This is a genomic window from Flagellimonas lutimaris (assembly GCF_003581615.1).
Taxonomy (GTDB): domain Bacteria; phylum Bacteroidota; class Bacteroidia; order Flavobacteriales; family Flavobacteriaceae; genus Flagellimonas; species Flagellimonas lutimaris.
The window spans coordinates 665,273-680,980 of sequence record NZ_QXFH01000070.1; the positions used below are offsets into that span (position 1 = coordinate 665,273).

Here is a 15,708-nt window from a genome sequence, read left to right on the forward strand (position 1 = left end):
CACAATATTCTTCGTAGCATTTACCTTGTACGGTAATGGATATTTTAAAACCTAACATTTATTGTTAATTAGAATATATAAGATTGAATAATCAGTTTAATTCTATTTGGTATTTTCCCCTGTTTTTTTGGGTTTTCTCATTTATAGGGTACTTGTCTTAAACCAATAAAAGCACTATCGTCAACAGAAAACCGGCGGCAGCAAAATACAATCCTTTTTTATAGATAGGGGCACTGGGTCGAAACATAAAAAAGGCAGAAACCGCAAAGAATAACAAAGCAATTCCAAAGAAAATACCCAGCCAGAACAGCGGGTTACCGGTATGCATCTTATGCAGTTTGTTCATGCTTTCCAAAACTGCGGGCAAACGTTTTTCTGTGTAAGAAGCTTCACCAGTCTTTACATTATAGGTTCCCCCTGTAAAATATAGTAGGTCACCTTCTGTTTTGTCCACCTTAAACCCACGCTTTCTCAAAGCAGAGCCCAAGGCTTCCTCGTTTAAATTAGCTTCAAGGGTGGTATTTACTTCGTATTCACTTTTCAAAAAATCCGTTGTCCTAAATGTAAGTACGATACCACTAATGGCGTAAACGGCCATAATTCCGGCCAAAAAGAATCCAAGGTAACGGTGGAATTCCCTAAAGGTATTTTCTGATTTTCTTCCCATGGTTAAGATTGTATAAAATAAGGAAGAAAGGCTACTAGGCCTTTCTTCGAGGTAAAGATATTAATCTATTTTTATTGTTGTGACATCTCGAGGTTAATCGTCATTTCCACATCATCCCCCAACGAGGCAGTGTCTCCGCCTACACCAAATTCCAATCTATTGATGGTCCCCGTTAATTTTAAACCAGCTTTTAATTTTTGGCTGCGTTGGTCGGTGATGATTCCGTTTACTTTTCCTTCCAATGAAACTGTTTTTGTGACTCCGTGCATGGTAAGATCACCAGTGAGCTTAAAGGTTTTATCTCCTGTTTTTTCAAAACGGTTGCTCTTAAAAGTGATGGAAGGATATTTTTCGGCGTCAAAAAAATCCGGGCTTCTCAAATGGTCGTCACGTCTATCGTTGTCGGTGTCTATACTTACTGTTTTAATGTCAACGGAAAATTCAGCATCGTCAAAAGTATCGGTAGCTGTGGCCGTAATATCAAATTCACTAAAATGTCCTTCTACTTCCGAGATCATCAAGTGGGTGATGGCAAAACCTACTTTGGAGTGCGCCCCATCCGATTTCCATGTAGATTGGGCTGCAACCATCAAAGTAGTTAGAAACGCCAGTGTAAATAATGTTTTTTTCATGATTGTGTGATTTAAAGTGTTTGCATTAATGCTTTTCAAAATCCTTTTTTAGGTTACGAAATCAAATATTATCAATCAGGGATTAAATCATAAATTTTTTCCATGAACGACATAGGTTAATACCCAATCAACCAATAGATTATATAGAATGCTTGTATAAAATGTCGTTTACAGGGTAAATATGGTTGTTTATAAAGCTGATTTTCTTTTAAATGACTTTTATATATAGTTTTGACATTATTAATCACATAGTTTTGATTTCTAAAAAGGAACTTCTTTTTCAAATAGTACTGCATATACTGGTACTCCTGTTTTTTTCTTTTAATAGAAATACTGGGAGCATAGTGGGACATAGGGCTATTTTCCTTTTATTCTACAGTATTGCCACGCTTACCATAACATACTATCTGATGCCTAAATATTTGTATAAGAAAAAGTATTGGCAATTTTTCTTAGGTTCCGCTCTGGTAGTAGTGGCGGTTATTACGATAGAAGAAGTGGTATTGGAACCCATTATATTCGCGGGAACAAAGAGAGGGGATACCTTTCCAGGTGTTTATGTGTCCCTATTGGGAACTTTGCCGGTAATGTTTATTCTTTCAGGCTGTAAATTTGGCTGGGATGCCTTAAAAAAACAGGCTCAGATAGATGAGCTTGAGACAACCATACAAGAAAGTGAATTACAATTTTTAAGAAGCCAGATAAATCCCCATTTTTTGTTCAACAACCTGAACAATCTTTATTCTTACGCATTGCAAGAATCACCGAAAACTCCTGAAATTATTCTGGAAATGAGCGGTGTTCTGCGATATATGTTATACGAATCCAAAGAACAGTTTGTACCTTTAAAGAAGGAATTGGAGCAGTTGGGCAACTTTATTCGATTGTACAAACTGCAGATAGAAGATAGGGGAGAGGTTCATTTTGATGTGGACAAGATTGAAGCAGAGTATAGGATTGCGCCCTTAATTTTGATTGTATTTATCGAGAATGCTTTCAAACATAGTCAATCGGGTCAATCTTCTGATATAGAAATTGATATATCCGTAAAACTGAACAACTCTACTTTGGAGTTTCTTTGTAAAAACAATTATGAACCAGGGTTCAGTTTGGACAGCGTTGCCAAGGGAATAGGCTTGACGAATGTGAAAAAACGGTTAGAGCTACTATATCCTAAAAAGCATATTTTACAAATTGAAGAAGCCGATAATAGTTATAAAGTATACTTAAAGCTGGAATTGGAAAAAGTATAAGGTGATGAGGTGTATTATTGTTGAAGATCAACCGCCAGCACAGCGAATCTTAAAAAAATTTATTCAAGATGTTCCTACTTTGGAATTGGTGGAGTTGTTTTCTGACGGATTAAGTGCATTGGAATTCTTAAACGAGGAATCTGTGGATTTAATGTTCTTGGATATCCACCTACCAAAAATTAATGGGTTGGATTTCTTAAAAAGTATTCCGGACCCGCCCCATGTTATTTTAACCACAGCATTTTCCGAATATGCTTTGGAAGGGTACGATCTAAATGTTGTGGATTACCTATTGAAACCATTTTCTTTCCAACGATTTTTGCAGGCTATAAATAAAGTGAATGGCAAACACGAGCAAATAGTATTCAAAAATGATAGTGCTTCCCTGACAGAAATCTATGTAAAATCTAGTCATGAGCATATCAAGGTTTTGGTAAACGATATTTTCAAGATTACATCAGATTCTGATTATACCGAAATCCATTTGGAAGACAAAAAGATACTTTCCAATGAGTCTCTTCGACATTGGGTTGAGGTTTTAGGGGGCAATCAATTTTATCAGATACATAAATCTCACATTATTAACACCAAGAAGATTGACAGGATTTCCGGTAACTTGGTACTCTTGATCAATGGAGCTAAAATACCCATGGGAAGGGCTTACAAAGACAGCTTCTTAAAAAGCATATTGTAATAAAAAAGCCCAGAAAAGTTCTGGGCTTTTATTAATGATTTGTCCATTGGTCTACTTCGCGAAATAGATGTAGATGGCGATTACAACAAAAGCGATAAACCCACTTGCAATTTTCACATGCTTCCAAGGCTCTATAGAGACCTGTTTGGTATATTCAAGCTGGAAAGGCTCTTTTCGAGGATAGAATTTTCCAATAGTAAGCATAATGATGATATTGGAAATGAACAATATGGCCATTACGTGAAGATAGTGCGGATATGCACCTGCTTCGACCAAATTTAGTTCAACAGGGTCGGTAATTCCATTTGCCTTAGCTTCGGCCAGTGCATTGGCCACCATTTTAGGGCCAATAATAAACTGACTGATGATATAAAGAACAGAACCTGAAAGAATACCGATTTTGGCTGCAATGGCAGGAACTCTTTTGGTAAGATACCCAACTACAATAATGGTAAAAATTGGGATGCTATAAATACCGTTGATTTCTTGTAGATAGTTGAACAAACTTCCTGCATTGGCAATTAGTGGAGCAATAAACATTGCTGCAAGCGCCAAACATACACCGAAGACCTTACCGTATTTTACTACAGTCATTTCCGGGGCATTCTTATTGATATGTTGTTTGTAGATATCTATTCCAAATAAGGTTACAGAACTATTGAGTACACTATTAAAGGAACTCAGGATAGCCCCAAAAAGTACCGCAGCAAAGAAGCCCATCAAAGGTTTGGGCAGTACGGCCCTTACCAATTCTGGATAGGCAAGGTCACTACTTGCTAATCCTCCCTCAAAATAATAGTAGGCAATCATTCCAGGCAATACCAAGATAATAGGCCCTAAAATCTTTAAAAAGGCCGCCAACAAAAGTCCTTTTTGACCTTCAGCAAGGTTTTTGGCTCCCAGTCCCCGTTGAATAATTTGTTGGTTGGTTCCCCAATAGAAAAGCTGAACTAGCATCATTCCGGTAAAAATGGTTGAAAAGGGCACTTCTTGTCCAGGGTTTCCCGTAGAATCAAAACGTTCCGGATTAGCGGCCATTAAGGTCTCCAATCCTCCAAAAACACTTCCATCCCCTATGGCCATCAAACCAAAAACGGGTATTAGAATACCACCTATAATGAGTCCGACTGCGTTAATACTATCCGAAACGGCGACCGCCTTCAATCCTCCAAAAACGGCGTATATAGAGCCTATAATACCAATTCCCCAGATACAGATAACCAAAGCAGTGGAATCTGAAACTCCAAGTAGTTCAGGTACATTGAACATGCCACTAATGGCAACAGAGCCGGAATATAAAATTACAGGAAGAAGCACCACCACATAACCTGTAAGAAACAATCCAGAGGTTATCGTCTTAGTGGTGACATCGAACCGTTTGGCCAAAAACTGGGGTACAGTGGTTAATCCGCCCTTTAAGTAACGTGGGAGTAAAAATAGGGCCGTAACCACTATGGCCAGTGCAGCCAAGGTTTCCCATGCCATTACAGAAAGCCCATCTTTGTAGGCACTTCCATTAAGTCCAACTATTTGTTCGGTAGAAAGGTTTGTTAACAGCAATGAGCCAGCAATGACTCCTGCGGTAAGGCTTCTGCCGCCCAAAAAATAGCCATCGGATGATGTCTCGTCTGTTTTTCTAACCGACCACCAGGATATTATTCCTACTAAAAGTGTGAATCCTAAAAAGGAAATAAGTGCCATAAATTAAAATTTGATGTTCCGGCTTAATACCAAAACAGTTTGTTTAGTTGGTTGTGCACAGAAAAATCTTCAAAATGGACAGGAATAAATGCCTTTTAAAAACCTAATTTGAAGCGTATATTTTAATTTCTGTTAACGCTAATATAACTTGATTTTTCCGAAATAAGAGGGGAAGCTGTAAACACAACAATTTAAAGTAGGTTTTAGGGATTTAAAAATTTTGATGTTAATGAAACACTTGTAAAGCATAATTAAGTGCTAACAATAATTTAAACTAAAAGTTGCGGCTACTTTCTTATAAATTTGAGTAATTTGAAACATAATTTTATTATTTGTAAACATTGATTGATAAAAGTGTGGTCCAAAAGCGACCGGGTTTACTATTTGTTCTGCATGCTTCTCTTGCTGCTTTTGGCACTTACTTTTGTATGTACGCTTTTAGAAAGCCTTTCTCTGTAGCTACTTTTGAGGGCTTGGCCTTTATGGGAATGGATTACAAAATACTGCTTGTTATTGCTCAGGTTTTGGGCTATGCGCTTTCCAAATTTGTCGGGATAAAAGTTATATCAGAATTAAAACCAAACCGCAGGTTATTCTATTTAATTTCGTTGATTGTACTAGCTGAGATATCCCTGTTGCTCTTTGCTTGGGTACCGGCACCGTACAATATTCCGTTTATGTTCCTCAACGGTTTTCCATTAGGGATGATTTGGGGAATCGTGTTTTCTTATATCGAAGGAAGACGGTTCACAGATATATTAGGGGTAGTGCTTTCTGCGAGTTTTATTGTTTCGAGTGGGGTGGTAAAATCAGTGGGGCTTTATGTGATGAATTCCTGGGGGGTGAGTGAATTTTGGATGCCCTCCGTAACCGGGGCTCTATTTTTTATACCACTTTTGATTTGCTCCTATCTTTTACAGCGGGTGCCACCACCTACGGAAGAGGATATTGCCAACCGGACAGAACGGATTCCCATGACTGCCATGGATAGAAAAAACTTGATAAAAAAGTTCTTTTTCCCATTGCTCTTAATTGTGTTGTTCTATACTTTTTTGACTGCCTTTAGAGATTTCAGGGACAATTTTGCACGAGAACTTTGGGACAGTATAGGTTACCAAGGTGATGCTTCTGTTTTTTCAACTTCTGAAATAATTATCGCTATTGTGGTACTGTTGATCATTGGTGCCATTTTCTATATTAAGGACAACTTTAAAGCCCTTTTGACGTATCATGCGCTGCTTTTATTGGGGACACTGGTTTTGGCCGCAAGTACGGCCATGTTTCAATTGGGAATTTTAGACCCATTCATATGGATGGTATCCACAGGTTTTGGACTTTACATTTGTTATGTACCATTCAATTGCCTCTTTTTTGATCGTTTTATTGCCACGTTTAAGGTAAAAGGAAATTCGGGTTTTCTTATTTATATCGCCGATGCCTTCGGGTATGTGGGCAGTGTTCTGGTCTTGTTGTATAAAAACTTTGGACAGGCCAACTTATCTTGGCTCAACTTCTTTGTATATGGGACCTATGCTGTTGCCTTTATCGGGATTTGTAGCACGGTAATTTTATTTCTACACTTTGCGGCACGCCGCAAGTCGGAACAACTTAATAAGCAATTGGAATATGGACAATAAATATGATGCCGTCATAATTGGTGGTGGCATTTTGGGGACTTTTCATGCCTACCACGCACTTGAACTTGGACTAAAAGTATGCTTGGTAGAAAAAGATGCGTACCCCAAAGGAGCGACCACCCAAAATTTTGGACAAGTGGTGCCTTCGGGCATGAACACCAAATGGCAAAAATATGGTCGTGAGAGTCTTAGAATCTATAAGGAGATCCAGTCAAAGTTTGATATCAGCATCCGTCAGAATGGAACGGTGTACTTGGCCTCCAACGAGGAAGAGGAGCAACTACTAGTAGAGCTTAGGGCTATAAATAGTGGAAACGACTACGCATCCAAAATGCTAACTAAGCAAGAGTGTTTGGAAAAATATCCTGGGCTACGAAAAGATTATGTGGTGGCGGGGCTGTTTTTTCCCGAGGAAGTTACCGTGGAACCTAGAACAATGATTCATAGGCTTCAGGAATATTTGGTTGCCCAAAAAGGGTTGGATATCAAGTTTGATTTCCCCGTGGTTTCTTGTGAATCCACTAGGGAGTGGGTGGCAGTTCGGAACACCAAAAACGAACATGTGTTTGGTAGAAAGGTGATTGTTTGCAACGGAAGTGATTTTAAAAATTTATATCCGGAGACTTTTTTGTCGAGTGACCTTGAGGTTTCCAAATTGCAGATGATGCAGACCAAGCCACAGGAAAATTATGAATTGAAAGGTTCAATTCTTACAGGATGGTCCATTAGACGATATGAAGCATTTCACGAATGTCCATCATTTACAAATGTCAAGAAAAATGAGCCCAAAGATAGCCTTCAAAAGAAATGGGGCGTGCATATTCTTTTTAAACAAGCGGCCGACGGCTCGGTAATTTTGGGGGATTCCCATCAATATGCCGATGCCAACAAAATTGAAGATCTTGGTTATGACCTGGATATGGATATCGATAATTTTATGATCGAGGAGGCCAAGAAAATAATAGACCTGCCCACCTATCAAATCCAGAAAAGGTGGTACGGGATGTACTCACAATGCAAGAACAGCGATATTTTTCAAAAAACCATTGAAGACAATATTCATATTGTAACGGGAATCGGTGGAAAGGGAATGACGGGCAGTGCCGGGTTCTCGAAGAAGAATATTGCGACTATATTTAATACACAGAAAATCAAATTATGACAAGAATAGAATTGGCCGTTTTTGATATGGCGGGAACCACGGTAAACGAAGACAATGTGGTGTATAAAACCGTTAAGGCCGCTTTGGCCAAACACGGAGTTGAGGTTTCTCTGGATACGGTACTGGAGTTTGGTGCTGGTAAGGAAAAGTTCAAGGCCATTGCCGATATATTGAAGGAAACCAAAACAACAGGGGTCGACGCCAATGCAGTTTTTGAAGATTTTAAAGAGATGTTGGAAGAGGCCTACGCCAATTTGGATGTAACCACTTATGATGGTGTGGAGGAACTCTTTGAACTATTGAAATCCAAAAGTGTGAAGGTGGTACTTAACACGGGTTACGACCATAAAACAGCAAAATCACTTTTAAATAAATTGGGTTGGGTTCCAGGCGAACAAATTGATGCCTTGATTACTGCGGATGATGTGGTAAAAGGAAGACCATCTTCTGAAATGATTGACAAGGCTATGGAGATGTTCAAAATATCAGAATCAGAAAATGTTTTGAAGGCCGGTGACTCGGTTATTGATATTGAAGAGGGTAAAAATGCCAACTGCGGATGGACAATAGGTGTATTGACAGGGGCTCAGACCCGCGAACAATTGGCAACAGCAGAACCCAACTTAATATTGGATTCGCTAGCTGATTTGGCCAAAGTATTGTTTCCTTGATTATATAAAGAAATAGACCACCAACATTTTAGAGGGAACTTTTCCTTTATTAATAGGTACATGGGGGATTCTACCATCAAAAAAAATGGAATCCCCTTCTTTTAGCAGCACTTCTTGATCGCCTATCTCATAATAGCATTCTCCAGTTAAAATATATTTGAACTCAAAAGCATCGGTTACTACCTTATCGCGTTCCGAGTTAGGTTGCACTTCCAAAAGCACACTTTCAAAACCTACGGAGTTCAATTGTTTTCCAAAAATGTAGTTGTATGAGAACCCAACAGCTTCGTCTTCCTTTTCTATAACGGATTGCTCATCTTTACGGGTGACCAAAAAATTATGTCCATTGGCCTTTGGGATACCATCAAAAAAATCTGTCATTTCCGTTTCCAAGGCCCCAACTATTTTCAAAAAAACTGGCAATGAAGGAATGGTTCGGCCATTTTCTATACGGGAAATAAGCCCTGCGGTTACTCCGGCACTGATGGCAACATCGTTTATGGTCTTTTTATTGTTCTTACGAATTTGCTTAATTCTTTTTCCAATACCGATGAGGTAATCTTCCATTTTTATTGAGGTTGGTGAATTTTAGTATTTATAATATTTTTTGATGCTTCAAGATTAATAAAAAAATCCATTAATCCACTGAAACACTAGGATATCTTGTTAAAATCAAAGTTGACAAGGTTTTATAAAAATTGAGTATTTGTAAATAATGTTTACCTAACATTAGGCTATTTCTTTTAACCTTTCCGTATCATTTTTTTAATCTATTTGAAGGGCTGTCTTAACCCATGTGTTGGATATTTGTTGATAAATAATTAACCAAGTTTTACAAATACTCAACAAATGAAAAAATCGATTGTAGCATTTTTACTTGCTTTTACCGTAAGTATAATTAGCTATTCGCAAGTCACCTTTTCAGGAAAGGTAGTAGACGAAAACAGCGTACCGTTGCCTGGTGCATCGGTAGTTGTTAAAGGAGGGTCCACTGGAGTGGCCACAGACTTTGATGGAAATTTCGAAATTGAACTTCCGCAAGGTGGGGAGATTTTGGTGGTTTCCTATATAGGGTACGTACCACAAGATTTGGATACGTCTGGAAAAAGTACCGCAACAATCATGTTGCAACCGGATTCACAACAATTGGAAGAGGTTGTGGTAACCGCCTTGAACATTACTAGGGATGAGGAATCCTTGGGTTATTCTGTTCAAAAAGTGGGTGGCGAAGAAATTTCGCAATCAACCAGTACCAATACGGTGAGTACATTATCGGGCAGAACAGCTGGTGTTCAAGTGGTGACAAACGGAACCGGACCTGGTCAATCATCTTCTGTAGTGATAAGGGGATATTCTTCCATGCAGGGAGACAACCAGCCACTATTTATAGTGGACGGTATTCCAATTAATAACAATACCGATACCAGAACCAATACGTTGGGAGGTGCTTCCAACATGAATTTGGACTACGGTAACGGTGCTGCCGAAATCAACCCGGATGATGTAGAGTCCATCTCTGTATTAAAAGGTGCGAACGCAACAGCACTTTACGGTTCCAGAGCTGCCAACGGGGCGGTCATTATTACAACAAAGTCAGGTAAAGGACGTAAAGGAGGAATTAGCTTTAGCTCCAAAACTACTTTTGAAAGTGTTTTAAAAGCTCCGGAATATCAAGGAGTATATGGTCAAGGTAAAAACTTTGACTTTCAATTTGTGGATGGTTACGGAAGCGGAACCTACGATGGTGTAGATGAATCTTGGGGTCCATTATTAGATGGAACTTTACGTGCTCAGCACGATTCTCCTACATCAAACGGACTTCGTGGTGGTGATGTTCACGGATTGGATTATATATTGGGGTCTTCCGGTGTTGATTTGGACCGAAGAGGTACCATTACACCTATACCATTTGTATATGGTGGAAATCCAGCCGAAGAATTCATGGAAACCGGTAGAACTCTGATCAACACAGTTTCATTTTTTGGTTCCAATGACAATGGAAACTACAGAGTGAGCTATACCAACTTGGACAATAAGGGTATTGTTCCCAATACCGATATCAAAAGAAACACTATTTCTGCTTCTGGAGACTATCAGATTACAGATAGATTAAAGGTGTCCTCCAAAATCAATTATATACGGTCAGATTCCGATAACCGTCATGTAAATGGATATGGTACCGAATCTGTAATGTATCTGTTCATTTGGTGGGGTCAACAAGTCAATGTCAATAGTTTAAGAAACTACTGGCAAGATGGTCTGGAAGGATTCCAACAGTATAACTACAACTATAACTATCACGATAACCCTTACTTCACCATGTATGAGAATACCAATGGTTTAGCTAAGGACAGAATCATAGGAAACCTTTCTGCAACCTATGATATCAGTGATGATTTCAAATTTATGGTAAGGGGAGGTCGTGATTTCTTCTCTGAATATAGAACCATAAAAAGAGCCTATTCCACGCAACGTTTTCCTAACGGACAGTTCAGGGAAGATAAAATCAATTTTCAGGAAACCAACTTGGACTTCTTGTTGACCTATGACAAGGATGTTACCGATAAGTTCAAGGTCAATGCCAATGTCGGTGGAAACAGAATGGTACAGAAAAACCATTTCAATTCCTTAATGGCCAACAAGCTGTTGATTCCAGGCATTTATTCTTTCTCTAACGTGGATGGAGCCTTGGTGCAGCGCACAAGCCGACCAGAGAAGCAAATCAATTCTTTGTATGCTTTTGCTCAATTGGGATGGAACAGCAGTATTTACTTGGACCTAACTGCCCGTAACGACTGGTCTTCTACATTGCCAGAGCAAAACAACTCCTATTTCTATCCATCCGCTTCCTTAAGTGTGGTGTTATCCGATCTATTTGATTTTAGCGGTCAGGATGTGCTAAGCTTTGCGAAACTAAGAGGAGGTTGGGCACAAGTTGGTAGTGATACCGATGCCTATAGGCTTTCGGATTATTATGCGTTGGGAACCCCTGTTGGTGATAACCCTACGGCGAGTCCTTCCAATACATTGCCAAACTTTGATTTGAAACCGGAGATTCAGACTTCTTACGAGTTTGGAACCGATTTAAGGTTCTTCAATAATAAACTATCCTTGGATGCCACTTATTATAACTCGGTATCCAAAAACCAGATTTTGGACATTGATTTGCCCATCACATCGGGTAAAACAGCAAGGACCATTAATGCAGGTAAAATTAGAAACCAAGGTTTGGAGATTATGTTAAGTGCCAACCCAGTTTCCAATCAGAGTTTTAACTGGAATACCTCTTTCAATTTTGGATTGAACCGAAACAAGGTTTTGGAATTGGCCGATGGTGTTGAAAGATACCAATATGGAGGAAATGGTATTTCTCTTGTCGCTGAAGAAGGAGGCTCCCTTGGCGATATGTGGGGAACTGGATTGGTGAAAGTGGAAGATGAAAATAGCCCATACTACGGTGATGTAATCTTTAACGAAGGTCTTGTTCAACAAGACAATACCTTGAGAAAGGTTGGAAACTTTAATCCAGACTTTACGTTGGGATGGAACAATACCATTACCTACAAAAACCTTTCCCTTAATTTCTTGCTCGATTGGAGACAAGGTGGGGAGTTGCTTTCTAGAACCCGTCTGATTGCCGCCACTTCTGGTAACGTAGTGGAAACACTTTGGGGGCGTTCTCCAGAATATGGAGGTCCACACCCAGGTATTGCAGATTCAGGACTTTCTTATACCGATGATAATGGTACTGCTTGGACCGATGGTGTAATTGGTGATGGTGTAAAATTGCAAGATGGACAATATGTGACCAACGATGTTATTGTACCTGCCAATGCATACCACAATAATAGATATAGAAGAGGTAACGATACTGAAGGTATTTACGATGCCACCTTTATAAAACTAAGAGAAGCAAGATTGACCTATGATTTCCCTACAAAATTGTTCAAGGGTGACGACATTAAAAACTTAAGCTTTTCTGTGATTGGAACCAACCTTTGGTTGTGGGCCAAAGACTTTAACCATGGTGACCCAGAACTATTGTCTTTCGGAGGCGGAAGCTATGTGCCAGGGGTAGAAAATGCCACAGTACCTACTACTCGTAGTTTAGGATTTGCAATCAACGTAGAATTTTAATCAGGTTAACAACAACAACATGAAAAAGATATTTTTTATAGCGACAGTACTTGCAATGACCTTTTCGTCTTGTGACAAGTTTGACGTGAGCAACGATAATCCGGATGTTGCCTTGAGCATCAGCCAAAACCCGGAACTTCTATTGACAAATCTTCAAAGAAGATCTATTAGGGAGGCCGTAGGTGGTTCTTGGAGTGAAGGAAACCTAATGGGACAATATGGTGCCCGAATTGTATTTACCTCTTTCGATTTGTTCGACTGGGGAGACCAAAGTGGAGCATGGAACAATTATTACTATGCTATCAGGGATGCAAAGGAATTGGAAACTTTGGCCAACGAAAACGAACTGAAAAGTTATGTGGCCGTTTCCAAAATTATGCAGACTTGGGCTTACAGTATATTGACCGATATGTGGGGAGATATTCCTTATTCTGAGGTAAACCAAGCCAGTGAGGAAAATTATACACCTATGTACGATGAGCAAGAAACCATTTATGCTTCAATGCTTGCAGAACTAGCGGCTGCCAATTCCATTTTAGCTGGGGCGGACCTTACCCAAATTAAGGGAGATTTATTGTTTGATGGTGATTTGGATATGTGGAGAAAGTTTGCCAACTCACTTAGACTACGTTTGGCGCTTAGGTTAAGCGAAGTATCTCCTTCAACTGCTTCTAGCGTTATAGCTGAAATTTATGGGAATCCAGGGCAAAATCCTGTAATGGAATCAAATGATGACAATGCCGCTCTTACATTCTTGTCGGCAAATCCTGATGCTCACCCTGTAACTGAAGAATCTGTATATCGTGTAGGTTCTTACAACGAATACAGAATTTCGGAACACTTTGTGACCATGTTGGAAGGATTGAATGATCCTAGATTGGAATTTTTTGCAGACCCAACAGCTAACTCCGTGGAAGCGGGAACACCTGAAATTGTTGGTATGTTGAATGGAGTGGTAGATGGGCCTGCTTATACCTACCAAGGTGGGGATGCGTTCCTTTCAAAATTCAATATTGATTACTTCTATTTTCAGTCAAATGCCAACCAAGCAAGATTAATGCTTTACTCCGAGGTACAGTTTATTTTGGCAGAAGCAGCACAAAGAGGTTGGATAACCGGCGAAGCCCAAACGTTTTACGAAGAAGGCGTTACTTCCAATTTTGAGTATTGGGGGGTGGATTTACCAGCTGATTACTTAACTAGGACTGGAGTTGCTTTTGACAATAGTTTGGAAACTATAATGACTCAGAAGTATATCAATTTGTTCTATACCGATTACCAAGGTTTCATCGAATACAAAAGAACCGGCTTCCCTGCCACAATTGAGCCAGGACCCGATGCTTTCTACGATGTGTACCCAAGTAGGTTTGAGTATCCAAGTAACGAGGAATCTTTGAACAATGCGAACTATACCGAAGCGGCCAACAGAATTGGTGGTGACCAAATAACTACCAAGGTTTGGTGGGAAAACTAAGGTTTGCCAATGTTTAAAAAGAAACTTAATAAAGTAATGATCATGACCATGGGAACTTTGTTCCTGTGGTCTTGTTCTTCCAAAAAAGAAGAAATCCCAAGGGGAATTGAACATGTTGTTGTTATTGGGATTGATGGGATGAGTCCCAACGGTATTCAAAAAGCAAACACACCTACATTGGATTCCATGATCCAAAATGGAGCAACCACAATGCATGCAAGGTCAGTGCTTCCTTCAAGTTCCAGTCCCAATTGGGCGAGTATGATCATGGGAGCCGATACCGAGCAACACGGGGTCACTTCCAACGGTTGGGAAAAGTTCGACCACCAACTACCTCCTGTGGTAGTTACCGAAAATGGAACCTTTCCAACAATTTTCACTCTTTTTAAAGATCAACAGCCCGAAGCCCATGTCGGAGCCATTTACGATTGGGATGGATTTGGTCGCCTATTCGAAAAGTCAGATGTGGATTTTGATATAGATGGGGACCATGGGGACAAAACCACCGAGGAAGCGGTAAACTATATTAAAGAACACACGCCAAAATTCACTTTTGTGCACTTGGACCACGTGGATCATGCAGGTCATGCCCAAGGTCACGGTACCCCGGATTATTTCCAATCGGTGGAAAAAGCAGATTCCTTGATTGCCGAAATCGTGAATGCAACAAAAGACGCTGGCATCTTCGAAAAAACCATGTTCATCGTATCCGCAGATCACGGAGGCTTAGGCTTTGGACACGGAGGAGAAAGCTTGGCCGAAATGGAAATACCCTTCATTCTGTATGGAGCAGGCATCAAAAAAGGCTATAAAATAGAAGAAACCGTTTATCAGTACGACAATGCAGCGACCGTTGCCTATGCCATGGGCTTGCAAACACCGCAGGCTTGGATAGGCAGACCTGTAAAAGGCGCATTTATGGGAAATGAAGCCCCAAAACTTATCTACAAGCGAAAAGAGCAAATAACCCAACCAAAAATTCTTCCGGATGCTGGCTATTTTGAGCCAGCTGGGGGAGTTTTTAAAGCCGATTCCGTTGCCGTGGTAATGCAAAACCCCAACAATGTCGGCGAAATTCGCTATACGATTGGCAATAGCCTACCTACATTGGAAAATAGTCAAGTGTATCAAGATACGTTTTACTTAAATCAGACGGACATTATTAAGGCAGGGATCTTTCAGAATAATCAATTGGTAAGCACCATTGCAGAAGGAAGCTTCAGAATTGTATCAAAAGCAAAGCAAGATCCAGTTACGTTTCAAGTATATCAGGTAAACGGAATAGAAAAGTTACCCGATTTCGCTGATTTCAATCCGATTCTTGAAGGTTTTGTAAATGAATTTTCACATAAGCAGGCATTATCAGAAGAGATACCACAAGAGCAAGTTGCTGTTGCTTTTGAAAGTTATTTGGAAGTGCAGGAAGCAGGGAAATATACTTTTTTCACTAATAGTGATGATGGTAGCAAACTATATGTGAACGGTACTCAAATTGTAGACAACGATGGTGATCACGGCGTAATGGAACGCAGCGGTTCTTTGAAACTTGCCAAAGGGAGACATTTAGTCCGAGTGGAGTTTTTTAATGGTGGCGGCGGCTTCCATTTAGATGCAAAGTATAAAGGCCCTAATATTCCAAAGCAAATCATTCCAGCAAACCATTTATATAGAAAAAAATAA

The 15,708-nt window shown here is 39.7% G+C and carries 12 protein-coding genes; 8 read left to right on the forward strand and 4 right to left on the reverse strand.

Annotation, left to right across the window (positions count from 1 at the left end; all coding sequences use genetic code 11):
• Positions 1-157: 157 nt before the first annotated feature.
• Positions 158-667 carry a PepSY domain-containing protein gene (locus D2V08_RS07425; protein ID WP_119607409.1) on the reverse strand — a complete coding sequence of 170 codons (510 nt, stop codon included), beginning with the start codon at positions 665-667 and terminating at the stop codon, positions 158-160.
• Between the two features lie 71 nt (positions 668-738).
• Entirely contained in the window at positions 739-1,299 is a 561-nt protein-coding gene (locus tag D2V08_RS07430) for a YceI family protein (protein WP_119607410.1), read from the reverse strand.
• Positions 1,300-1,709: 410 nt separating this feature from the next.
• Between D2V08_RS07430 and D2V08_RS07435 the strand changes: the two genes are divergently transcribed.
• Together D2V08_RS07435 and D2V08_RS07440 are read left to right on the forward strand one after the other, a co-directional pair.
• Positions 1,710-2,552 (forward strand): sensor histidine kinase, encoded by an 843-nt coding sequence (locus D2V08_RS07435; protein WP_245980532.1) that lies wholly within the window; start codon positions 1,710-1,712, stop codon positions 2,550-2,552.
• A gap of 4 nt (positions 2,553-2,556) precedes the next feature.
• Entirely contained in the window at positions 2,557-3,246 is a 690-nt protein-coding gene (locus D2V08_RS07440; protein ID WP_182835502.1) for a LytR/AlgR family response regulator transcription factor, read from the forward strand.
• Positions 3,247-3,297: 51 nt separating this feature from the next.
• Here D2V08_RS07440 and D2V08_RS07445 read toward each other — a convergent pair whose 3' ends face one another.
• Positions 3,298-4,947 (reverse strand): solute:sodium symporter family transporter, encoded by a 1,650-nt coding sequence (locus tag D2V08_RS07445; RefSeq protein WP_119607412.1) that lies wholly within the window; start codon positions 4,945-4,947, stop codon positions 3,298-3,300.
• 428 nt (positions 4,948-5,375) lie between these two features.
• On the opposite strand from D2V08_RS07445, the gene D2V08_RS07450 reads away from it, so the two are divergent.
• From D2V08_RS07450 to D2V08_RS07460, 3 genes are read left to right on the forward strand one after another with little or no spacing between them, the layout of a single operon-like run.
• Entirely contained in the window at positions 5,376-6,584 is a 1,209-nt protein-coding gene (locus D2V08_RS07450) for a DUF5690 family protein (RefSeq protein ID WP_220473386.1), read from the forward strand.
• Positions 6,574-7,746: a TIGR03364 family FAD-dependent oxidoreductase gene (locus tag D2V08_RS07455; RefSeq protein WP_119607413.1), complete on the forward strand. Its 1,173-nt coding sequence runs from the start codon at positions 6,574-6,576 to the stop codon at positions 7,744-7,746. The genes D2V08_RS07450 and D2V08_RS07455 overlap by 11 nt, the downstream gene beginning before the upstream one ends.
• Positions 7,743-8,417 carry a phosphonatase-like hydrolase gene (locus D2V08_RS07460; RefSeq protein ID WP_119607414.1) on the forward strand — a complete coding sequence of 225 codons (675 nt, stop codon included), beginning with the start codon at positions 7,743-7,745 and terminating at the stop codon, positions 8,415-8,417. Before D2V08_RS07455 ends, D2V08_RS07460 begins: the two co-directional genes overlap by 4 nt.
• Here D2V08_RS07460 and D2V08_RS07465 read toward each other — a convergent pair whose 3' ends face one another.
• Positions 8,418-8,984 (reverse strand): helix-turn-helix domain-containing protein, encoded by a 567-nt coding sequence (locus D2V08_RS07465; protein ID WP_119607415.1) that lies wholly within the window; start codon positions 8,982-8,984, stop codon positions 8,418-8,420.
• 282 nt (positions 8,985-9,266) lie between these two features.
• Here D2V08_RS07465 and D2V08_RS07470 point away from each other — a divergent pair, with 282 nt between their 5' ends.
• Genes D2V08_RS07470 through D2V08_RS07480 form a run of 3 tightly spaced genes read left to right on the forward strand, consistent with a single transcriptional unit; the run spans position 9,267 to position 15,708 of the window.
• Positions 9,267-12,554, forward strand: a complete 3,288-nt coding sequence (locus D2V08_RS07470; RefSeq protein ID WP_119607416.1) for a SusC/RagA family TonB-linked outer membrane protein — start codon at positions 9,267-9,269, stop codon at positions 12,552-12,554.
• 19 nt (positions 12,555-12,573) lie between these two features.
• Positions 12,574-14,028 (forward strand): SusD/RagB family nutrient-binding outer membrane lipoprotein, encoded by a 1,455-nt coding sequence (locus D2V08_RS07475; RefSeq protein WP_119607417.1) that lies wholly within the window; start codon positions 12,574-12,576, stop codon positions 14,026-14,028.
• 9 nt (positions 14,029-14,037) lie between these two features.
• The gene (locus D2V08_RS07480) at positions 14,038-15,708 is read left to right on the forward strand and encodes an alkaline phosphatase family protein (protein ID WP_245980533.1); all 1,671 of its coding nucleotides are present in this window, start codon (positions 14,038-14,040) and stop codon (positions 15,706-15,708) included.